The organism is uncultured Microbacterium sp. (assembly GCF_947632095.1).
In the GTDB taxonomy this organism is placed as follows: domain Bacteria; phylum Actinomycetota; class Actinomycetes; order Actinomycetales; family Microbacteriaceae; genus Microbacterium.
The window spans coordinates 20,336-41,757 of sequence record NZ_CANROA010000017.1; the positions used below are offsets into that span (position 1 = coordinate 20,336).

The window sequence follows — 21,422 nt, forward strand, 5'->3', positions numbered from 1 at the left end:
CATACGGCTGCGCTCGGGCGCACAGCCGATGAGACCCTTCCGGGCCGATGCAATGGGTAGAATTGGTTAGGCTTAGCTAACCTCCATCTCGAACTTTGTCCTGCTCGAGACTGTCGCGTCAAAGATTAGGACAGGCTTCCCTATGTGCTCTCCGCTCTCCCTGCTCGTCGCCGCCGCGCTCGTGATCGGCCTCGCCGGGTGCGCGTCCCCTGCGGCGAACGCCGGAGCAGAGGGCGAAGCATCCGATTTCTGCCCTGCGGCTGCCCTCCAGCTCTCCGAGCTCGATCTCGTCGACGACGTGCGCGCGGCGACCGGCGGCTCCACCGCCTGCCTGCCCACGCACGCCATCGACCCGGTCTCCGACACCACCGCGCCCGAACTTCCCGTGACCGTCATCGATGCCGAAGACCGCGAGGTCGAGGTCACCGACGTCAGCCGCATCCTCGCGATCGACATCTCGGGCACGATCGCCTCGACCGTCTTCGCCCTCGGCATGGGCGACAACGTCGTCGGTCGCGATTCATCGACGGCCTTCGACGGCACTGAAGATCTGCCCGTCGTCACGAAGACCGGGCACTCGCTGAACCCCGAGGCCATCCTCGAGCTCGCCCCGACCATCATCCTCACCGACACGACGATCGGCCCGAAGGAGGTCCGCCAGCAGCTGCGCGACGCCGGCATCCCCATCGTGGTGATCTCCGACGACCTGCGCCTGGACAACACCGACCAGCTCGTCACCGAGGTCTCCACCGCGCTCGGCATCCCCACCCGCGGCGCCGCGCTCATCGAGCAGGTCGACACGCAGCTCGACGCGGCCCTCGCCGAGATCGCCGAGGTCATCCCCGCCGACGAGGACGACCGGGCCCGCATGCTGTTCCTCTACGTGCGCGGCAACGCCAACGTCTACTACATCTTCGGCAAGGACTCCGGCGCCGACTCCCTCATCGACGCGGTCGGCGGCATCGACGTCGCCACCGAGATCGGCTGGGAGGGGAACAAGCCCATGACCGCCGAGGCCCTCGCCGCCGCCCAGCCCGACGTGCTCGTCATGATGACCGACGGCCTCGAATCCGTCGGCGGCGTGACCGGTCTCATCGAGCGCGTGCCGGCCGTCGCCGAGACGCCGGCCGGTCGGAACCAGCGCGTGATCGACATGGCGGATGCTGAGATCCTCAGCTTCGGGCCCCGATCGCCCGAGGTCGTCCGCGCCATCGCCCGGGCTCTGTACGCCCCCGCCTCCGGCGAGACCACGGCCGCCGAGTCCGCCGAATGAGCGGCGAGGTCGTCACGCCGACTCCCGCACGACACAGATGGCTGCGCTTCACGGTCGTCACGATCGCGCTGACCGCGGCGCTCGTCATCACCTGTCTGGTGTCGCTCGGCAGCGGCCAGTACCAGCTGTCTCCGGCCGAGATCATCGGCATCCTGCTGGGAAACTCCGACGATGCGTCCGCTTCCGGGGTGATCTTCAACATCCGCCTGCCGCGGCTCGTGCTCGGCGTGCTCGTCGGCGCCGCCCTGGCCGTGTCGGGCGTGCTCATGCAGGCCATCTTCGGCAACCCGCTGGCGGATGCCAGCGTTGTGGGCGTCTCATCGGGAGCCGCCCTCGGAGCCGCCGCGAGCCTGACCTTCGGGCTGGCGACGTTCGGGATGTGGACGACACCCGGCATGGCTTTCATCGGCGGCCTCGTCGCCGTCTTCTCCGTCTACTTCATCAGCCGATCCGGAGGCCGCCCCGAAGTCGTCACACTCCTGCTGACCGGTATCGCGATCAACGCTATCGGCGGCGCTGGCATGGCATTCCTGACCTTCCTCGGAACGACCTCCACGCGCGAGCAGATCGTGTTCTGGCAGCTCGGATCCCTCAACGGCGCCCTCTGGCAGAACATCGCGATCGTCGCCCCGCTGACCATCGTCGGCATCATCGCGGCGATCACCGTCGCACACCGCCTCGACTTCTTCGCCCTCGGCGAGCGCACCGCCCGACACCTCGGCGTCAACGTCGAAGCGCTGCGCATCGTCGTGATCGTCACCGTCGCGGTGCTCGTCTGCGCGGCCGTCGCCTTCGCGGGCATCATCGGATTCGTGGGTCTCGTCATCCCGCACCTCATGCGCATGACGATCGGCCCCGCTCACCTTCCATTGATCATCTCCTCGACCGTGGGCGGCGCACTGCTGATCGCCCTCGCCGACCTCGTCGCGCGCACCGCGGTGCCGCTGGCGGATATGCCGATCGGCATGATCACCTCGCTCGTGGGAGGGCCGTTCTTCCTGTGGCTGCTCGTTCGCACGCGTCGTCGTTCGGGAGGATGGGCATGACCGCTCGCCTGACAGCATCCGCCATCACCGTGCGCCCGGCATCCGCCGGACGCGCGATCCTCGAGGATGCCTCGATCGAGGTCAATCCGGGCGAGATCCATGCCCTCGTCGGCCCCAACGGTGCCGGAAAATCGACGCTGTTCAGCGTTCTCTCCGGTGACCTCACCCCCGAATCCGGCGACGTCCTTCTCGACGGGCGCCGCGTTTCGGACATCCGCCCGCGCGACCTCGCACGCCTGCGCGCCGTGCTTCTGCAGGAGAATGCCGTGTCGTTCCCCTTCTCGGCCGAGGAGGTCGTGCGCATGGGGCGCGCCCCCTGGGCGCGCACCGAACACGAAGAGCACGACGACGCCATCGTCTTCGAGGCCATGCGCGCCACAGAGGTCGACGGCCTCGCGCACCGCTCCGTCTCCTCACTGTCAGGCGGCGAGCGCGCCCGCGTCGCCCTCGCCCGGGTGCTCGCGCAGAAGGCCCCGATCATGCTGCTCGACGAGCCCACCGCGGCGCTCGACCTCAAGCACCACGAGGACGTCATGCGGATCGTGCGCGCGACCGCGGATGCCGGGGCCACCGTCGCCGTCGTCCTCCACGATCTGAACGCCGCCCTGGCGCATGCCGACCGCCTCACCCTCCTCGCCTTCGGACGGGTCATCGCGACGGGAACCCCCGCAGAGGTGCTCACCGCGGAGCGGATCGAGCAGGTCTACGGCCAACCGGTCGACGTCTTCCCGCACCCGATCACGGGCGTGCCGCTGGTGGTTCCGCGCCGCTAGGAGTCGACGCCGGCCCTACGGCCGCAACGGCAGCAGGTCCGACAGATCCGCGCGCACGCCCGAGGCGATCACGCGGCCGGCGGCGACGGCATCCGCCCACGCCTCGACGCCCGTCGCGAGCGCGACCCAGGTGGGAGCATCCATCTCGACGACGTTCGGAGGCGTCCCGCGAGTATGCCGCGGCCCCTGCACGACCTGCACCGCACCGAACGGCGGCACCCGCACCTCAACACTGTTGCCCGGCGCCTTCTCATCGAGCAGCTGCAGCAGGTACCGCACCGCGGTCGCCGACGCCGTGCGGGCCGGCTTCTCGCCCGCCGCGGCCGCGGTGCGCACAGCATCCAGTGCCGCACGTCCGTCGGCGATGTCGATCTTCTTGGCCATCAGCCCAGAGTACGTCGCCTCGTCATTCGGACGCGCAGGCGGCAAGCGTCCGCTCCGATTCGGGCCGCAATCCTGCAGAGCGGGCTAGCCTCGGAGCATGAGCATGCGTCCTGACTCGCACGGAGCGCGCGACGATCTGCTGCACGCCGTGGCGACCGGCGACTGGACGCCACGGATCCTCCCGCAGATCCCTCAGGGGACCGCCGCCCGCGAATCCGCGGTGCTCATCCTGTTCGGGGTGCTCGACAGCATCCCCGCCGACACCCGCCACACACCCGTCGCGAAAGACCTCGACGTGCTGTTGCAGCGCCGCTCGCCGACCCTGTCATCGCATCCGGGACAGGTGTCCTTCCCCGGCGGCGGACGCGACGCGGAAGACGCGGATGCCGTCGCCACCGCCCTGCGCGAAGCCGAAGAGGAGACCGGACTCGACCCGACCGGCGTCGAGATCCTCGCGCGGCTCCCCGAATTACCCCTCGCCGCGAGCAACCACCGGGTCACACCCGTGCTCGGCTGGTGGACGCGCCCCTCGAAGGTCGCCGCCGTCGATCATGCCGAGACCGTGGACGTCTTCCGCGCGCCCGTCGCGCAACTCCTCGATCCCGCGAACCGGTTCCGCTCGGTCACCCGCCGCGGGGCCATCGCCTTCCGCGGACCCGCGTTCGATCTCGACGGCACCATCGTGTGGGGATTCACCGCCATGGTGCTCGATCGCATCTTCGACGCATGCGGGTGGTCCGTGCCGTGGGACGAGAGCGTGGAGCGTCCGATCACGCGCTGAGAGCGCGACATCCGAAGACATGAGAGGACGGACGCCGTGCGGCATCCGTCCTCTCACGTCGCGGTCGACTCAGCGGTCGAAGCGCTCCCCCTGCGGGTTGGACGGCAGGATCGTGAACACGAGCACGACCAGGGCGCCGGCCGAGGTCAGCGACAGGAACCAGAACGGGCCGGCGAAGTTCGCGTCGTGCAGTCTGCGCCAACTGATCGCGAGGCTCGGAACGATGATCGCCAGGCTGAACATCCCCATGGCGATGAAGATGATGACCGCGATGCCGGCAGTCACGCCGCTGCCACCTCCGTTGTACTCCTGCGCGGCGGAGGTGCCGAGGAGAATGGAACCGAGAACGACCGCGACCGCCGACACCAGCACGACGAACAGCTGCACGAACCAGTACTCGCTGCGCGATGCACGGCCCGAGAAAGTGGCGTACTTCTTGAAGAAGCGGCTGAGCGCCTGACCGAACGTCGCACCGTACAGCGGCAGAGTCAGATCATCGGGGTGGCTCGCACCGCGCGGCGCAGCAGGCACATAACCCAGATAACCGGGGGCGCCGTACCCGGCCGCCGCGTGCCCCTGGTAGCCGGGGTGGGCGGCGGGGTAACCGGGCTGCGCCCCCGCGTAGGCCTGCTGGGGTGCGGCGTACCCGGGCTGCGCACCCGGATGGGTCGGCTGCGCACCGGGGAATGCCTGCGGGGCTCCCGGATACGTCGGCGCGGTCGGGGTTGCGGGCGCCGCGCCGAAACCGGGTGCTGGGGCAGGTATAGAGGCGGGTGCCGACGGGTATGCGGGAACCGCGGCTGCGGGCGAGGCATCCGTCGAATTCTCTGCACCGGCGGATGCGGGCGGCTGATAAGTCGGCGTCGGCTGGTGCGGCTGCGGCGGCTCGTACGGCTGCTGGTCGGACATCGATGCTCCCTCCGGGCGTGGCATCCGGAGCGCACCCCCACGTGTCGCGAGCCTATCAATATGCTGTGACGCATACCCGTTCATCGGGGCAACGAGGGTACGCGGGCCGCGCGCGCGTCGGTAGTCTGGAGCCGTGAAGATTCTGGTCCTCGGTTCCGGTGCCCGTGAGCACGCGATCATCCTCGCCCTGCGGGCGGAAGACACTCAGCACGAGATCTTCGCCGCCCCCGGCAACGCCGGCATCGCGCAGGACGCGACGCTCGTCGCCCTCGATCAGCTCGATGGCGGCGCCGTCACGACGTTCGCCAACGAGAACGGCATCGACCTCGTCATGATCGGCCCCGAGGCCCCTCTCGTCGCCGGTGTCGCCGATGCGCTCCGCGAACGCGGCATCCCCGTGTTCGGCCCCGGCAAGGCCGCCGCCCAGCTCGAGGGCTCGAAGGCCTACGCGAAGCGGATCATGGATGCCGCGGGAGTGCCGACCGGACGCGCGGTGCGCGCAGCATCCATCGCCGACGTCGAAGCCGCCTTCGACGACCTCGGCTCCCCCTACGTCGTCAAGGCCGATGGCCTCGCCGCCGGCAAGGGCGTCATCGTGACCGACGACCGCGCCGCAGCCCTCGCGCACGCCGAGCAGTACCTGCCCGCAGGCCCCGTTCTCGTCGAGGAGTTCCTCTCCGGCCCCGAGGTCTCCCTGTTCTTCCTCTCCGACGGCGACACGGTCCGCCCGCTCAGCCCCGCGCAGGACTTCAAACGCGCCTACGACGGCGACGCGGGCCCCAACACGGGCGGCATGGGCGCCTACTCGCCCCTGCCGTGGCTTGCCGACCAGTTCGGCAGCGAGCAGGAGTTCGTCGCAGAGGTCACCGAGACCGTCGCGCTCCCCGTCATCCGCCAGATGGATGCTGAGGGCACCCCCTTCATCGGCCTCCTCTACGCGGGGCTCATCCTCACCCCCGCAGGCATCAAGGTCATCGAGTTCAACGCCCGCTTCGGCGACCCCGAGACCCAGGTCGTGCTGCCGCGTCTGCGCACGCCCCTCTCGGAGCTGCTCCTCGCCGCAGCATCCGGAAACCTCGAGGACCAGCCGCAGCCCGATTTCTCCGACGACGTCGCGATCACCGTCGTGCTCGCCAGCGAGGGCTATCCCGAAGCACCGCAGACCGGACGCCAGATCGCCGGCCTCGCCGCCGCTGCCGCCATCGATGGTGTGCGCCTCGTGCACGCCGCGACCGCGGGGCCGGATGCCCCCGGTGGAGATCTCGTCGCCACCGGCGGCCGCGTGCTCAACGTCGTCGCGACGGGGACGGACTTCGCCTCCGCCCGGGCACGGGCCTATGAAGCCATGGGCCTCATCGACCTCGACGGCGGGCACTTCCGCACCGACATCGCAGCGCGCGTCGCGGAATAAGCGCGCGTCGTTCGACGACCCGGCCCGGCACTGTCCGGGGCGGGCCGTCGGCGTTTTCGGACGGGCTGGCTGACAGTTGTCAGCGGATTCGACACATGTCAGTCCAGAACGGGCGGATGCGCCGACAACCGTCATTCAGACGGACGAGTGTCGGCGGGCGTTACAGCGCGATCCAGTAGCGGCGCAGCAGCGCGTGGCCCTCCTCGGGCAGTTCGATCTTGTCCTCCAGCACCCCGCCGGCGCCCTCGATCGTGCGGAACGATCCGGGGTTGTCGTCGTCGCAGGTGAGCATGACCCGCTCGAGCCCGAGCTCGCGAGCACGGTCGAGCGCCAGGGCGAGGCCCGTGCGCGCGTATCCCTGCCGGCGACGGGTCGGGCGCACCGCGTAGCCGATGTGCCCGCCGATGCGGCGCAGCCAGTCGTTCAACTCGTGCCGGAATGACACGAAGCCCACGACCTCATCGGCATCGACGATCCAGTAGAGGTCGTTGTGCACGTACCCCTCCGGCGCGGGGATGCTCGTATCGGCCATCTGCTCGGCCTTCGCGATGAGTGCGTCCAGCGTCTCGCGATCGCCGGCGACCGGCGCCGTCGTACCCGATCCGTCGATGTGCACGCCGTCGAATTCGGTGACGGCGGATGACCAGGAGTCGAAGAGCTCAGCGGTGGGACGGATCAGACGAACACTCATCCGCCCATCTTTCCGCCACCGGCTTCCGCCACCCAAATCCGGGTCAGGCCCGCTGCTTCGCGGGGTTGCCTCGAAGGAACAGGCACGCGACGAGCGACAGCAGGATCGCGCAGGCGGGCAGCAGGATCGTCTGCCCCATGGCCGCGGCGAAACCGGTCGCGACGACGTCGGGCAGCGTGCCGCCGCTGATCGATCCCGCGGCATCCGCCGACCCCGGAAGATTCGCCTCGAGACGCGCCTGCATGAACACCGCGATCGCGGCGGAGCCGAGCACCGACCCGACCGTGCGGGTCGTGTTGTAGATGCCCGATCCGGCACCGGCATCCCGCGGCGACAGCCGGCGCGTCGCCGTCGTCGCGAGCGGACCCCACATACCCGCGCTGCCGATGCCCATGACGGCGGAGGGCAGCAGGAACATCCAGATCGGGGTGTCCACGTTCGACAGCGCCGCGTACCAGAACAGCGACGCCGAGACGAGGACGAGCCCCGGCACGAGGATCACGCGCGGGTCGACGCGGTCGAGCAGCTTGCCGACCGGCTGCGCGAGCACGCCCGAGATCACCGCCATCGGGATCATCAGCAGTGCCGACTCGGTGGGCGTAAGCCCACGCGCCGTCTGCAGGAAGAACATCAGCGGCAACGTCTGCGCCGTGATCGTGAACCCGACGCCGGCGATCGCGATGTTCGAGGCCGAGAAGTTGCGGTCGCGGAACAGCCCGAGCGGCACGAGCGGCTCGCTCTTCGTGCGCGCCTGCTGCACGATGAACAGCGCGAGCACCACGACGCCGGCGATGATCAGACCCCACACCGAGATCGGCCCCCAGATGGCACCCCAGTCGTACGTCTCACCCTCCTGCAGACCGAACACGATGAGGAAGATCGCCAGCGCGCTGAGCAGGACCCCGAGCACGTCGAAGCGGTGCTTGTGGGTCTCGAGCTGCGGCACGAGGATCCACGCCGCGACGAAGGCGATGATGCCGACGGGGATGTTCACGAAGAAGATCCACTCCCAGCCGAGGCCGTCGACGAGGAAACCGCCCGCGAGCGGCCCGACCAGCGTCGCGACACCGGCCGTCGCACCCCACAGGCCCATCGCCGCACCACGGTGCTGCGGCGGGAACATCCGCGTGATGACCGCCATCGTCTGCGGCGTCATGAGCGCCGCGCCCAGTCCCTGCGCGGCACGGGCGGCGATCAGCATCCCGAGCGAATCCGACAGGCCGCACCACAGTGACGACAGCGTGAAGATCGTCAGGCCGATGAGGTAGATGTTCTTCGGGCCGAAGCGGTCGCCGAGACGGCCCGTGATCAAAAGCGGCACCGCATACGTGAGCAGATACGCGCTCGTCACCCACACGACGCTGTCGAGGTTGTTCGACGCCGGGTCGAGCGCCGCCTTGATCGCCGGGTTCGCGACCGAGACGATCGTCGTGTCGACGAGGATCATGAAGAACCCGATGACGAGCGCCCACAGCGCCGGCCACGGGTTCTGCGGGACGGCAGGAGCGGATGCTCCGGAAGCCTGTTCGATCATTGCTGTGCGGCCTTTCGCTGAGCGCTGCAGCGCTCGGAGTGGATGAAGCCCCCAGGACCCCACGGGACTATACCCGTTCATCCGGATGGCTCAGATATCGACCGGCCCGAGTCCCGCACGCTCCACCAGCATGCCGACCTGCAGCCGCCCGCGCACTCCGAGCTTGACGAAGACCTGCTCGAGATGCGTCTTGACCGTTCCCGGAGCGATGTGCAGTCGCGCACCGATCTCCTGGTTCGTCGCGCCAGCGGCCACTCCGAGCGCGACGTCGCGCTCCCGCTCGGTGAGACCCTCGATCCGAGCGAGAGCCGCCCCGCGCTCGGTACCGCCCTCGTCCGCGACGACGAGCCGGACGAGCTGTGCCGCGTTGACCGCCGACAGCACGGGTTCACCGGCGGCCGTGCGCCGCACCGCCTCGATGATCCGCTGCGGAGGCTCGTCTTTGAGGAGGTACCCGCTCGCGCCGACGCGGAGCATCTGCAGCATGTGCTCCTCCGCCCGCAGGCCGGTCATCGCCAGAACCTTCGCCGACGACTGGGCGATGATCGCCTCGGTGGCCTGCGGACCCGCAACCCCCGGCATGCTCACATCCATGAGCACGACGTCCGGACGGTGCATCCGTACCTGCTCGATGGCGGCCGCCCCATCGGATGCTTCACCGATCACCTCGATGGATGGATCCGACGTGAGGATGGCGCGCAGCGCGAACCGGACGAGCTGCTCGTCATCGACGATCAGCACACGCACGGGCGGCTGGTTCTGTTCGAGAGAGGAGTCCACGTCCTGAGCCTAGAGGGAGCCTGCGACACGCTCCTGCCAGAGCAGCGTCACGTCGACCACTTCACTCCAGGCGCCTGCGCCAGAACTCGTCGCGAGACCAGTCCGATGGCATCCCCATGCCGGCAAGGTTCATGAGCGGTCGCGTCTCCATGAGCTCATGCAGACGAACAGCCCATCCGCTCCCCGGCGACACGGTGCTCAGAATCGATTGCAACGAGACGAGCACCGGATACAGCCGTTTTTGCGAACGTTCCGGGAGCGAATCCGACGCGCGCAACCACGCGATGCTCCGCGAAGTCGGAATCATCGGATACACCCCCAGCCCGAGGTTCCATAGGCGGCCATGGTGCGCGCACACGTTGCGCACCCGCACATATGTCTGCATCCATGACTCGAGCACCGGACCAGTCACGCCGAGGCTCGCAGCCACGGCCGTCCGGTCAGAGCGGCGCATGAGATTGCGGTAGGCGCTGGCCAACTGCCCAATCGTGAGCCCCTCGACCATCACCCACGACGGTGGCAGCTCGGGCCTCCCATAGGTCGTGAGATAGTGCTCGAGCGCTGATCTGTGGGTGATGGTCGCGGAGCCCGCATTCTCCGTCCGAGCAGGCTCGGCAACAGCGAGAAGTCGACTCTCCGACGTTGCTCGGACAATCCTCACCAGGCCGTGATGCTGGCGAGCATCCGAGAAATGCGAGGCGTCTGCGTACCAATGCGGATCCTCGTATGTCGTCGCCATGTGGTCGGTGAGAGCGGCTCGCACGGCGACTTCGACCCGTTCCAGAGCATCGATCACCAGTAATCGGAGCGCGCGATCGAATACATAGAGGTCGAGAACATCGTCGAACGATGTACCTTCCCGCATCAGCTGATCCGAGTGACTGCGCTGGAAGGGAATCGCGTAGGGCGAGAGCCGGTAGTAGCCGATGTGCCGAAGGTAACGGAGTGCACGATCTCGATCCGCAATGCTCATGCCGCGTGCGACGAATCGGTCCAGGAGCGCCGTGGGCTCGAGCGCCGGCTTGTCGTAGTGCCGTACTCCGCGCGGACGAGGCACGCGCTCCGGTCGGTTCATCGCGCCAGCGCTCCCAAACTCCGGATACGAAAAAATCCCCCAAGTGCGCTTCTCCGAGAGGCGTGGGGGATGTAGTGGGCCAAGACTACCACGCGGGCCTCGACAGGCATCGCTCAGTTCGCCCCGGACGAGGAGCCTGCGACACGCTCCTGCCAGGGCAGCGTCACGTCGACGATGAAGGACCCCTCGTAGGGGCCGATCCAGGCGGTGCCCCCGAGTGCCGCCGCCCGCTCACGGATGCCGAGCACGCCGTGGCCGCCACCGGGCACCACCGGCGCGGCCGCCCTCCCCCCGTCGACCAGCGGATTGACGACACGGATGCGCGCGCCGCCGGAGGGATCGACCTGCACGTGCACGTCGATCGGAGCGGATGCCGCATGCTTCAGCGCATTGGTCAGCGACTCCTGAACGATCCGGTGAACCGCGCTGTCGAACTGCGCGCCGGCCCGCTCGGGCGACTCGATCAGCACATACGAGGCGATCACCGCGCCCGCAGCCCGCGTCTCGGCGAGCAACGGGCCGATCGCCCGCATCGTCGACGGCGACGCCTGCCCGGGGCCGGTGCGCAGGTCTCCGATGAGCCCGCGCATGTCGTCGAGCGCCGCATGCGCCTGCTCCCGCACGGTGCGGGCCATCCCTCCCGCATCGTCACCCGCCACCATCTCCAGCGCGCCGGCATGCAGCGACACGACCGAGAGTCGATGAGCGAGTGCGTCGTGCATGTCGCGGGCGATGCGCTCGCGCTCGGCCTGACGCACCATCTCCTCGCCGAGCACATCGGCCCGCTCGCGCTCCGCATCCGCGATCCCCCGGCTGAGCGCCGCGCGCTGCTGCGCGCGGGAGGAGAGCACAACCGCGCCGGTCACGGTCAGCGATGCCACCGCGAGGACGACGGATGCGATCGCCCAGCCGATGCCCGAGCGATCCGCCGATGACGCGGCGAACCAGGGCAGGGCCGCACCCCACCACGGCGTCACCGTCTCGCGGATCACGAAGATCGCGACCACCGCGATCACGCCCGCGGACACCGGCCGCAGACGATCGGGATGCCGACGGATCGTGCTCACCGCCCCGACCAGCAGCAGCAGATAGGAGATGCCGATGAGCGCGATCACTCCCCCGGCGATCAGAACGACGAGCGGATGCCTGCGCCGCCAGGGCACACTCATCCACGCCACGAACGAGAGAAGCCCGAGCACCGCGCCGAACCCGGTGATCGTGACCTCCCCTCCGTGCTGAGCCGCAAGCGCGGCCCCGCCGGGAACGTTGACGACCGCGCACAAATCGAACAGCGAACCGAGCACCACGAGCAGCACGGACCACCCGCGCCGGGTGATCCGACGGCGGATGCTGGTCGGGTTCGTCATGGTTCGACAGTACGGCGCACCACCGACACGGCGCGTCGGCCGGTCGTCCGCGGCTGCCTCCGCCGATCGGCGGAGGACACTGTGCCCGACCGGCCGATCCGCCCCGACTTCCTGCACCGAGACACTCAGAGCATGACATTCGACAACTCCACTCCCGCACCGCCCGCAGCCCCGGCAGGGGTCGCCCCGCCCGCCCTGACACCGCCTATTCCGGCATCCGCCCCCGTTCCCGCATCCAGCCCCGCCACCACCGGCGACAAGTCCTTCATCCTCACGTGGCTGTTCGCGATGCTCCTCGGCTTCTTCGCCGTCGACCGGTTCTATCTCGGCAAGATCGGCACCGGCATCCTCAAGCTCATCACCCTCGGCGGCCTCGGCATCTGGGTGCTCGTCGACCTCGTGCTCGTGCTCACCGGCGCGACCCGCGACTCCCGCGGACAGCGCCTCGCCGGCTACGCGCAGCACCGGAAGACCGCCTGGATCGTCACCGGCGCGATCATCGCCCTCGGGATCGTGCTGAACGTCGTCACCGGCACCTCCGGCACGAGCGCCGCACCGGATGCCGACGAGCCGGCCGCCGTCGAGACCGTCGCCGAACCCGCCATCGAAGAGCAGGAGGAGGAGCCCGCCGCACCGGTCGAGGAGAAGCAGGCGGAGCCCGCCGAGCCCGCTATCCCCGCGGAATACGCCAACGCGCTCACCAAGGCCGAGCAGTACTCCGATCTCATGAACATGAGCAAGGCCGGCATCTACGACCAGCTCACGAGCCAGTACGGCGAGAAGTTCTCCGCCGAGGCCGGACAGTACGCGATCGACACGATCGACGCCGACTGGAACGCCAACGCCCTTGCGAAGGCCAAGGACTACCAGAACCTCATGTCCATGTCGCCGGACGCGATCCGCGACCAGCTCACCAGCGAATACGGCGAGAAGTTCACCGCATCCGAGGCCGACTACGCCATCGCGCATCTGAACGACTGAGCCCATGGCGGGCGGATGCCGGAGGGAGCGCGGTCCGAGCGCACCCTCCGGCACGCAATAATGTTCACGTGAGCGAAGCGAAGAGCATCCCCGGCTGGCGTCATGTCTACTCCGGCAAGGTCCGCGACCTGTATGCCCCGGAAGACGCCGCGGACACGCGCATCCTCGTCGTGGCGTCCGACCGGGTGAGCGCCTTCGACTTCGTGCTCTCCCCCGGCATCCCCGCCAAGGGGGCGTTGCTGACGACGCTGAGCCGTTGGTGGTTCGACCAGATCGACTTCCCGAATCACCTCGCCGAGGGCGAGATGCCGGATGCCGTCGCCGACCGGGCGATGCTCGCGCAGTCGCTCGACATGCTGCCCGTCGAATGCGTCGTGCGCGGCTACATCACCGGCTCCGGCTGGACCGAGTATCAGGAGCACGGCACCGTCTGCGGCATCCCGCTGCCCGCCGGCCTCCAGAACGGCGACCGTCTGCCCGAGCCGATCTTCACCCCCGCCTACAAGGCGCCGATGGGGGAGCACGACGAGAACATCACCTTCGAGCAGACCGTCGAACTCGTCGGCGCCGACCGCGCCGCCGAGCTCCGCGACGTCTCGCTGCGCATCTACGGCGAGGCCGCCGAGATCGCCGAGACGAAGGGCGTGATCCTCGCCGACACGAAGTTCGAGTTCGGCACGGATGCCACCGGCACCCTGCGCCTGGCCGACGAGGTGCTCACGAGCGACTCCTCCCGCTATTGGGAAGCCGAGGCCTGGCGCACGGGCACGACGCCCGATGAGCGCATGGCCAGCTTCGACAAGCAGATCGTCCGCAACTGGCTCGCTGCGAACTGGGACAAGCAGGGCGAGCCGCCCGTGCTGCCCGATGAGATCGTCGAGCGCACCGCCGCACGCTACCGCGAGCTGATCGAGCTGCTCACCGCGTAGCATCCGCCCGCACTCGGGCATGCCCACCGGGGCGGTAGTGTTTTTTCAGCACTCCCACCACCCCGAATATGAGGAGCACCCGCATGCCCGCGTGGAAGATCCACGGCGACGGTCGTAACGTCGCACCCGGCCAGGTCGTCAAACCCGAAGAACGCCTGAACTGGCCCGCCACCTTCGCGATCGGCGCACAGCACATCGTCGCGATGTTCGGAGCCACCTTCCTGGTCCCGATCATCACCGGTTTCCCGGTCTCGACGACCCTGCTGTTCTCCGGCGTCGGGACCCTGCTGTTCCTGCTGCTGACCCGCAACCGCCTGCCCAGCTACCTGGGTTCATCGTTCGCCTTCCTCGCCCCGATCACCGCGATCAACGCGGGTCAGGCCCTTGAGACGCCGCAGCAGATCACCCAGGCGCTCGTCGGAATCTTCGTCGTCGGCGTTCTGCTCGCCGCGATCGGCTTCATCGTCGAGGCGGTCGGCGTCGGCTGGATCGACAAGTTCATGCCGCCCGTCGTCGCCGGCTCCATCGTCGCGCTGATCGGCTTCAACCTCGCCCCCGCCGCGTGGAACAACTTCAACGCCCAGCCCGAACTCGCCTCCGTGACCCTCGTCGCGGTCATCCTGTTCAGCGTGCTGTTCCGCGGATTCCTCGGGCGCATCTCCATCTTCCTCGGCGTCATCGTCGGCTACATCGTCGCGATCTTCACCGACCAGGTGAAGTTCGAGGGCATCGAGGACGCCGCGTGGATCGGCCTGCCCGACTTCCACCTCGCAGCCCTCACCGACCCGGCAGCGTGGGCATACGTGCCCATGTTCCTGCCCGTCGTGCTCGTGCTCATCGCCGAGAACGTCGGCCACGTGCGCGGCGTCGCCACCATGACCAACGACCCGTCGATCAACAAGCACACCGGCCGCGCGCTCGTCGCCGACGGCGTCGCCACCGCGATCGCCGGCGGCTTCGGCGGATCGGCCACCACCACCTACGGCGAGAACATCGGCGTCATGGCCGCCACCCGCGTCTACTCGACGGCGGCCTACTGGGTCGCCGGCGCCGCAGCCATCCTGCTCGCCTTCTCGCCCAAGGTCGGCTTCATCTTCAACACGATCCCCGCCGGTGTTCTCGGCGGCGTCACCACCGCCCTGTACGGCCTCATCGGCGTCATCGGCATCAAGATCTGGGTCGACAACCGCGTGGACTTCTCGCGCCCCGTCAACCAGTACACGGTCGCCGTGTCGTTCGTGCTCGCCGTCGGCGGCTACACCATGAACTGGGGCGGTTTCGAGCTCGGCGCGATCGTGCTCGGCACCGTCGCGGCCATCCTCATCTACCACGTGGGCAACGCCATCGCCCGTGCCCGCAAGACCGGCGCAGACGACGGCGGCCCCATTCCCGCCGTCGGCCAGATGGGCGGCGACCCGGAGTAATCCTCCGACGTCAGCATGAAGGCCGGACCCCTGCGTGGGGCCCGGCCTTCTGCGTTGCTGCGGTGTCTCTTCTGCCACTGTGCGCGGTGCCGCGAAATTTCCGGAGTTATGCGCGGGGAGGGAGCGCGACGACACCGCCGGGGGACGTCCGCTTCTGCAGCTGCCGGGCGATGCCGACGAGACCGATGATCAGGACCACGGCTCCGATGGTGAGGATCACCCCGATCGTGATGGTCGCGGCGTCCGCCAGCATGAGGAACGAAACGATGTTTTCCTGCAGGGCCCCGAAGCGTCCGGCCCCGGCCGTGTGCCAGAGTCCCCACGCGGCGAGCGCCGCGAACACAGCACCCCAGATGATGGCCGCCCACCGGATGCGCGGCCCCTCGACATCTTGCCCGGGCGCCGGGTGGAACAGCGGCGGCTCGGCCGGTGCGTGGTCCATCTCGTCGATGTCGTTCATTCCGTGTCTCCTTCATCGTCCGGTGTGCCGTCGTCTGCGGTCTCCATCACGTAGATGGTGATGTGTCCGCCGTCGATCTGGGTGAGATCGACCGTGCGCACCGGCGCAGCCGGATCTGCTTGTCCGTTCGACCAGGTGATCACCCCGTCGGTCGCCGGGAACCGCTCGGTTTCGACGTACCAGCCGTCGTCGTCGGTCCCCATGATGGTGACCAGGGTTTCGGAATCGACGTCGAGTCGCAGCTCGGCGGCGACGTCGGGGTGCACGGTGATCTTCGTGAATCCGCGGCGGCGCTGCACGTCGATGCTCGCGTCATCGTCTCCCAGGGACGGCAGTTCGAGGTACAGCGCCCCATAGGCCTGAACGATTTCTTCGTTGCCCGCGGTGACCATCGTTCCCCGTGTCGTGGCGCCGAGGGCACCGTTGGCTCCGAGTGCCGTCCCGCCTCCGATGAGCAGGGCGATCGTGGTGACGGCGGCGAGGAATCCGCTGCGGCGGCGCAGGGAACCCGCGACGATCATGCCGATGGCGCACACCAGGGCGAAGGCGAACAGCGCGCCGCTGAAGGCGCCGAGCGCCCGGTATGTTTCGGTGCCCCACCCCTCATCCTGCAGCGCGAAGAGCCCTGCAGCCGCGGCCATGAGCATCGCGAGGCCGATCACGACCGCGCCGAACGCGAACGGGATCCGCGGCCGTGCGGCCCGGCGTTCTGCCCGTCGACGCGCGACCTCCTGCGCGAATGCGCGCGCTTCGGCCTGTTGCTGCTCGCGGACGATGCGCTGCGCGTCGGCCTGCTCGCGACGCCACTCGTCGCTCCCGGTGCGCCACTCGTCCTGACCGCGGCGCCAGGCGTCGTAGTCGGAGTCGGTCGCGATTTCCGGATCGTCGGCGGATGCTGCACCCTCGGTCCGAGCCTCGGAACCCGGCTCTCCAGCATCCAATTCGCCGGCGATGCCGTCGATGTTGCGCACGGACAGCGCGGACACCGGGGCGAATGACGGGGCTGGATGCCGGCGACGCCGCACGACGGTGCGCACGAGCTGCACCGCGCCGAATGCGGCGGCCAGGAGGACGAGCATGGCCAGCGCCGACCCGGCGCCTCCCGCGTCGTACCCGAAGATGGCGGGGGCAAGAATCCCGAACAGGATCAGCAGGAGGATGCCGAGCCCGATGCTCAGCGCGACGACCCCGAAGCGTCCACCCGCGCTGAGCCGCTCACGGCCGGCGCCGTGAGGACGGGCGGGTGATGGGCGACGGCGCAGCCACGCGACCCCGATCACGACCGCCGCGATCACGACGAGCCAGGCGCCGAGGGCGCCCGCGTTCCAGCCGATCCCCTCCGGCCGTGAAGCGGCCACGACAGCGCCGAACACCGATGCGCCCGCCCAGCCCGCGATCAGCGCGAACCCGGCGGTGATCACGACGCCGAGCGCCCCCGGCGCCGAGCCGTGCCGCAACCGGGCGATGATGCGTCCCTCACCATCAGGCATCAGCGCCCAGGCGATCGCGTACACCCAGGCGATCGGGAAGCCCAGTACAGCCGCCACCACGAAGATGCCGCGGATGATGATCGTATCCGTACCGGTGCGCCGGGCGACGGCCGAGCAGACGCCGGCGATCCAGCCCTCCGTGCGCACGAAGCCGAGTGAACGCACCCAGGCGAAGAATCCGGTGTCCGGAGGGCTCGGCGGCGGGGCATCCGAGGTCAACGTTTTTTCCATGCTTCGATCCTCCCGGCATCCGCTCATCCGTCGCCATGGGGGATCCCCCTGATCGAACCCTGGCTTCGACGATGAGGGACGCATGCCGGTGGTTACATAGAGGACATGACCACCTCACAGCTCGGGATGCCGCGCCTCGAGCGCACACGCTCGAGCACGGTCGCCGGCGTCGCTGAGGGCATCGCCGCGCAGCACAGGTGGCGGGTCTCAGCCGTGCGGGTCATGTTCGTCGCCGGCACCGCGGTGTTCGGATCCGGGGCGCTGCTGTACCTGTGGATCTGGGCGTTCACCCCTCTCCGCGACGGCACGGAACACGTCACGAGGCGGGCTCCGGTCGCATGGATCCTGCTCGCATCCGCCATGGCCGCACTGCTCGTCATCGGCGTCGAGGTCTCAGCCGCAGCATCCGCGGGGCTTCGTGCTCCGATGGCGCTGACGCCCTTCGTCCTGCCCGTCGTGCTCGCCTCCGCGGCCGGCGTCTGGTCCGGTATCCTCGATCGAAGCGACCCGGCCCGCGGACCGCAGCAGGACCTCATCGTCCGCGGTGTCGCGACCGCCGTGCTCACCGCGATCGCGGCACTCGTCGTTCTCGTCGTTCCGCAAGAGGCACGCACATCCGTCTGGGGCGCGGCGCTCGGAATCGTCCTCCTCACCGCCATCGGCACGGGGCTGGTCTGGTCCGCCACCTGGGTGGCGCGCTTCCGTGAATTGCAGGATGCCCGGGTGCACAGCATCCGCGAAGAGCAGCGCGCCCGCATGGCCGCGCACCTGCACGACTCCGTGCTGCAGACCCTCGCGCTCATCCAGAACCGGGCAGGCGCATCGAGCGAAGTCGGCCGCATCGCCCGCGCACAGGAGCGCGAACTGCGCTCCTGGCTGTACGAAGGAGACGACGTCGCCGACAGCGACCTCGCCACCGACCTGCGCGACTTCGCCAACGCGCTCGAGCTCGACTTCGAGACCGCCGTCACCGTCGTCTCGGCCGGAACGATCTCCGAGCGCGCAAGCGGCGAGGTGGCGGCCGCCGCCCGCGAAGCCATGCTGAACGCCGCCCGTCACGCCGGCGGCGAGCTGTCCGTCTACATCGAGGGCTCCCCCGGGACGGTGGAGGTCTTCATCCGCGACCGCGGTGCGGGATTCGACCTCGCCGCCGTGCCATCCGACCGTCTCGGCGTGCGCGAATCGATCATCGGGCGGATGCAGCGAGCCGGCGGATCAGCGGCCGTCGGCCCGGGCCCCGGCGGCACCGGCACGCAGGTGCGCATCCGTTACGCTCAGGCAGGTGCCCGTGCCTGAGCTGACCATCGTCATCATCGATGACCACTCCATCTTCCGATCCGGGCTGCGCGCCGACCTCGACCCCGCCCTGACCGTGCTCGGCGAGGCCGACGACGTGCCAAGCGCCATCGAGACCATCACGCGGACGCAGCCTGACGTCGTGCTGCTCGACGTGCACCTGCCCGGCGGCCCCGCCGGACGCACCGGAGGCGAAGAGGTGATCCGACGTGCCGGACCCGATGCGCCCTCGACCCGGTTCCTCGCTCTGAGCGTTTCCGACGCCGCGGAGGATGTCGTCGGCGTCATCCGTGCCGGTGCCCGCGGCTACATCACCAAGGGCGCGTCCGGCCGCGAGGTGTCCGACGCCGCTGCCCTCGTCGCCGCGGGAGACGCGGTGTTCTCACCGAGGCTGGCCGGATTCGTCATCGACGCGTTCGGCGCGGCGTCCGGTGAGACCGCTGTCGCAGACGACGAACTCGACCGTCTATCGAGCCGCGAGCAGGAGGTCATGCGCCTCATCGCCCGCGGATACGCCTACAAGGAGGTCGCGACAGAGCTGTTCATCTCGGTCAAGACCGTCGAAACCCACGTATCCGCGGTGCTGCGCAAACTGCAGCTGTCGTCACGGCACGAGCTGACCGCCTGGGCGACCGCGCGACGACTGCTCTGAGGCGGCCATCCGCCGGTCCTGCCTCAGCCGATGCGGCCGATCACGGCGTCCGCGGCGACCATGTCGCCGACGGCGGCCGACTGGCTCAGCACACCGGCGCGGTGGGCGGCGACCGGGGTCTCCATCTTCATCGCGTCGAGCACGGCGACCGTATCGCCCTCGGCGACGGATGCTCCGTCGTCGACCGTCCAGCGCACGAGGCTGCCGGGCGCGGGCGTGCGCAGCTCGGCGGGGTCGGCCGCGGCAGGCGCTTCACCGGCAGGAGCACCCGCGGCGAATCCGCGCAGCAGCGCGGCCGGAACTCCGAGCACCACGCGGCGGCCGTCGATCTCGACGCCGAAGCGCTGCAGGCCGGTGTCCTCCATGGGTGCGGGGCGCAGCTGCGGCTCGAGCCGCGGCAGCAGGGCCGATTCGATCCACTGCGTGTGCACGGCGAAGCCGTCGGTGGCGAACTCGGGCTGGTCGATCGCGAGGCGGTCGAAGCCGATGACGGTCGCGGGTCCTTCCACCGAGAGCTCGCGCAGCGCACGGCGGGCGCGCACGAGCGCGGCGTCGCGGGAGTCCGCGTGCACGATGAGCTTCGCGATCATCGAGTCGAACGCGGGCTGTACGGCGTCTCCCGCCTCGATGCCGCTGTCCCAGCGCACACCGGGGCCGCCGGGAACCCGCAGCACGGTGACGACGGCGGGGCTGGGCAGGAAGCCGCGGCCCGGGTCCTCGGCGTTGATGCGGAACTCGAACGCGTGACCGGCGGGCTCAGGAGTCGCGGAGAACGAGATGCCCTCGCCGTTCGCGATGCGGAACTGCTCGCGCACGAGGTCGACGCCGGTGACGAGCTCGGTGACCGGATGCTCGACCTGCAGGCGCGTGTTCACCTCGAGGAACGAGATCGTGCCGTCGGCGGCGAGCAGGAACTCGACGGTTCCCGCGCCCCGGTACGACACCTCGCCGCACACCCGGCGGGCGGCGTCGTGGATCTCGGCGCGCTGCGCCTCGGTGAGCCCGGGCGCCGGCGCCTCTTCGATGAGCTTCTGGTTGCGGCGCTGCATCGAGCAGTCCCGGTCGCCGACGACGACCACGGTGCCCGTGCCGTCGCCGAGGACCTGCACCTCGATGTGGCGGGGGCTCTCCAGGAACCGCTCCACGAAGCACTCCCCGCGTCCGAAGGCGACGACGGCCTCGCGAGTGGCGGCGTCGAACGCCTCGGCCACCTCGTCGAGCTCGCGCACGACCTTGAGTCCGCGTCCTCCGCCGCCGAACGCGGCCTTGATCGCGATGGGCAGGCCGTGCTGCTCGGCGAATGCGACGGCCTCGGCGGGGCCGGCCAGCGGCTCATCGGTGCCGGCGGCGAGAGGCGCGGAGACCTTCTGCGCGATGCGGCGCGCGGTCATCTTGTCGCCGAGGGCGTCGATGCTCGCCGGCGTCGGGCCGATCCAGGTGAGGCCTGCGTCCTCGACGGCGCGCGCGAATGCGGCGCTCTCCGAGAGGAACCCGTAGCCGGGGTGCACGGCGTCCGCGCCCGAGCGGCGGGCCGCATCCAGCAGCGCGTCGATCGACAGGTACGTGTCGGCGGCGGTCGCCCCGCCCAGCCCCACGGCCTCGTCGGCGAGGCGCACGTGCATGGCCTCGGCATCCTGGTCGGCGTACACGGCGACCGAGCCGTAGCCCGCCTCGGCGCATGCGCGAATCACGCGGACCGCGATCTCGCCGCGGTTGGCGATCAGAACCTTCTTCATGAGAGACCTTCTTCGATGCGGAAACGGATGCGGGCGCCCGGCGGCAGCTGGGCGGCGAGGTCCAGGCTGCGGTCGGTGAGCGCACCGATGATGGGGTAGCCGCCGGTGAGCGGGTGGTCGGGCAGGAACAGCACGGGCTGTCCGTCGGCGGGCACCTGGATGGCGCCGGTCACGGCGCCCTCGCTGGGCAGTTCGCCGT

At 69.5% G+C, this 21,422-nt stretch carries 20 protein-coding genes and 1 pseudogene; 10 read left to right on the forward strand and 11 right to left on the reverse strand.

Features of this window, described 5'->3' with window-relative positions; genetic code table 11:
• Positions 1-142: 142 nt before the first annotated feature.
• The 3 genes from Q0Z66_RS06545 to Q0Z66_RS06555 are packed head-to-tail and all read left to right on the forward strand — an operon-like array spanning position 143 to position 3,092.
• Positions 143-1,273: an ABC transporter substrate-binding protein gene (locus Q0Z66_RS06545; protein WP_298039186.1), complete on the forward strand. Its 1,131-nt coding sequence runs from the start codon at positions 143-145 to the stop codon at positions 1,271-1,273.
• Positions 1,270-2,319: an iron ABC transporter permease gene (locus Q0Z66_RS06550; RefSeq protein WP_298039189.1), complete on the forward strand. Its 1,050-nt coding sequence runs from the start codon at positions 1,270-1,272 to the stop codon at positions 2,317-2,319. Before Q0Z66_RS06545 ends, Q0Z66_RS06550 begins: the two co-directional genes overlap by 4 nt.
• A complete protein-coding gene (locus tag Q0Z66_RS06555; RefSeq protein ID WP_298039192.1) occupies positions 2,316-3,092 on the forward strand; it encodes a heme ABC transporter ATP-binding protein in 777 nt (258 codons plus the stop codon). Before Q0Z66_RS06550 ends, Q0Z66_RS06555 begins: the two co-directional genes overlap by 4 nt.
• A 15-nt stretch (positions 3,093-3,107) precedes the next feature.
• Here Q0Z66_RS06555 and Q0Z66_RS06560 read toward each other — a convergent pair whose 3' ends face one another.
• Positions 3,108-3,476, reverse strand: coding sequence for a sterol carrier family protein (locus Q0Z66_RS06560; RefSeq protein WP_298039195.1), 369 nt, complete (start codon positions 3,474-3,476; stop codon positions 3,108-3,110).
• A 97-nt stretch (positions 3,477-3,573) separates the two neighbouring features.
• Here Q0Z66_RS06560 and Q0Z66_RS06565 point away from each other — a divergent pair, with 97 nt between their 5' ends.
• Complete coding sequence (locus tag Q0Z66_RS06565; RefSeq protein WP_298039198.1) at positions 3,574-4,257, forward strand: CoA pyrophosphatase; 684 nt, start codon at positions 3,574-3,576, stop codon at positions 4,255-4,257.
• Between the two features lie 69 nt (positions 4,258-4,326).
• Here the strand turns inward: Q0Z66_RS06565 and Q0Z66_RS06570 are convergent, their stop codons facing one another.
• Positions 4,327-5,166 (reverse strand): DUF805 domain-containing protein, encoded by an 840-nt coding sequence (locus Q0Z66_RS06570; RefSeq protein ID WP_298039201.1) that lies wholly within the window; start codon positions 5,164-5,166, stop codon positions 4,327-4,329.
• Positions 5,167-5,299: 133 nt separating this feature from the next.
• Between Q0Z66_RS06570 and purD the strand changes: the two genes are divergently transcribed.
• Complete coding sequence (purD, locus tag Q0Z66_RS06575) at positions 5,300-6,577, forward strand: phosphoribosylamine--glycine ligase (protein WP_298039207.1); 1,278 nt, start codon at positions 5,300-5,302, stop codon at positions 6,575-6,577.
• Positions 6,578-6,737: 160 nt separating this feature from the next.
• On the opposite strand, the gene Q0Z66_RS06580 is transcribed toward purD, so the two are convergent.
• The 5 genes from Q0Z66_RS06580 to Q0Z66_RS06600 form a co-directional block, all read right to left on the reverse strand.
• Positions 6,738-7,268, reverse strand: coding sequence for a GNAT family N-acetyltransferase (locus tag Q0Z66_RS06580; RefSeq protein ID WP_298039211.1), 531 nt, complete (start codon positions 7,266-7,268; stop codon positions 6,738-6,740).
• 43 nt (positions 7,269-7,311) lie between these two features.
• Positions 7,312-8,802: a DHA2 family efflux MFS transporter permease subunit gene (locus Q0Z66_RS06585; RefSeq protein WP_298039214.1), complete on the reverse strand. Its 1,491-nt coding sequence runs from the start codon at positions 8,800-8,802 to the stop codon at positions 7,312-7,314.
• A 90-nt stretch (positions 8,803-8,892) separates the two neighbouring features.
• Positions 8,893-9,582 carry a response regulator transcription factor gene (locus Q0Z66_RS06590; protein ID WP_298039220.1) on the reverse strand — a complete coding sequence of 230 codons (690 nt, stop codon included), beginning with the start codon at positions 9,580-9,582 and terminating at the stop codon, positions 8,893-8,895.
• Between the two features lie 61 nt (positions 9,583-9,643).
• Positions 9,644-10,657, reverse strand: coding sequence for an Abi family protein (locus Q0Z66_RS06595; protein ID WP_298039223.1), 1,014 nt, complete (start codon positions 10,655-10,657; stop codon positions 9,644-9,646).
• Positions 10,658-10,770: 113 nt separating this feature from the next.
• Positions 10,771-12,024 (reverse strand): histidine kinase, encoded by a 1,254-nt coding sequence (locus Q0Z66_RS06600; protein WP_298039228.1) that lies wholly within the window; start codon positions 12,022-12,024, stop codon positions 10,771-10,773.
• Positions 12,025-12,156: 132 nt separating this feature from the next.
• Between Q0Z66_RS06600 and Q0Z66_RS06605 the strand changes: the two genes are divergently transcribed.
• The 3 genes from Q0Z66_RS06605 to Q0Z66_RS06615 all read left to right on the forward strand — a co-directional run bounded on the left by Q0Z66_RS06605 (position 12,157) and on the right by Q0Z66_RS06615 (position 15,358).
• Positions 12,157-13,005: an Ltp family lipoprotein gene (locus Q0Z66_RS06605; RefSeq protein ID WP_298039233.1), complete on the forward strand. Its 849-nt coding sequence runs from the start codon at positions 12,157-12,159 to the stop codon at positions 13,003-13,005.
• Positions 13,006-13,073: 68 nt separating this feature from the next.
• Positions 13,074-13,934, forward strand: a complete 861-nt coding sequence (locus Q0Z66_RS06610) for a phosphoribosylaminoimidazolesuccinocarboxamide synthase (protein ID WP_298039237.1) — start codon at positions 13,074-13,076, stop codon at positions 13,932-13,934.
• A gap of 83 nt (positions 13,935-14,017) precedes the next feature.
• The gene (locus Q0Z66_RS06615) at positions 14,018-15,358 is read left to right on the forward strand and encodes a solute carrier family 23 protein (RefSeq protein WP_298039240.1); all 1,341 of its coding nucleotides are present in this window, start codon (positions 14,018-14,020) and stop codon (positions 15,356-15,358) included.
• A gap of 106 nt (positions 15,359-15,464) precedes the next feature.
• Here the strand turns inward: Q0Z66_RS06615 and Q0Z66_RS06620 are convergent, their stop codons facing one another.
• Positions 15,465-15,818 carry a hypothetical protein gene (locus tag Q0Z66_RS06620; RefSeq protein ID WP_298039242.1) on the reverse strand — a complete coding sequence of 118 codons (354 nt, stop codon included), beginning with the start codon at positions 15,816-15,818 and terminating at the stop codon, positions 15,465-15,467.
• A complete protein-coding gene (locus Q0Z66_RS06625; protein ID WP_298039244.1) occupies positions 15,815-17,539 on the reverse strand; it encodes a PspC domain-containing protein in 1,725 nt (574 codons plus the stop codon). The genes Q0Z66_RS06620 and Q0Z66_RS06625 overlap by 4 nt, the downstream gene beginning before the upstream one ends.
• Before the next feature lie 105 nt (positions 17,540-17,644).
• On the opposite strand from Q0Z66_RS06625, the gene Q0Z66_RS06630 reads away from it, so the two are divergent.
• Positions 17,645-18,835 (forward strand): ATP-binding protein, encoded by a 1,191-nt coding sequence (locus Q0Z66_RS06630; protein ID WP_298039246.1) that lies wholly within the window; start codon positions 17,645-17,647, stop codon positions 18,833-18,835.
• Positions 18,828-19,487, forward strand: coding sequence for a response regulator transcription factor (locus tag Q0Z66_RS06635; RefSeq protein WP_298039248.1), 660 nt, complete (start codon positions 18,828-18,830; stop codon positions 19,485-19,487). Before Q0Z66_RS06630 ends, Q0Z66_RS06635 begins: the two co-directional genes overlap by 8 nt.
• Before the next feature lie 23 nt (positions 19,488-19,510).
• On the opposite strand, the gene Q0Z66_RS06640 is transcribed toward Q0Z66_RS06635, so the two are convergent.
• Positions 19,511-21,223 carry a biotin carboxylase N-terminal domain-containing protein gene (locus tag Q0Z66_RS06640; protein ID WP_298039251.1) on the reverse strand — a complete coding sequence of 571 codons (1,713 nt, stop codon included), beginning with the start codon at positions 21,221-21,223 and terminating at the stop codon, positions 19,511-19,513.
• Positions 21,220-21,422: pseudogene (locus Q0Z66_RS06645) on the reverse strand (allophanate hydrolase); the annotation flags it as partial. The gene Q0Z66_RS06640 and the pseudogene Q0Z66_RS06645, both read right to left, overlap by 4 nt.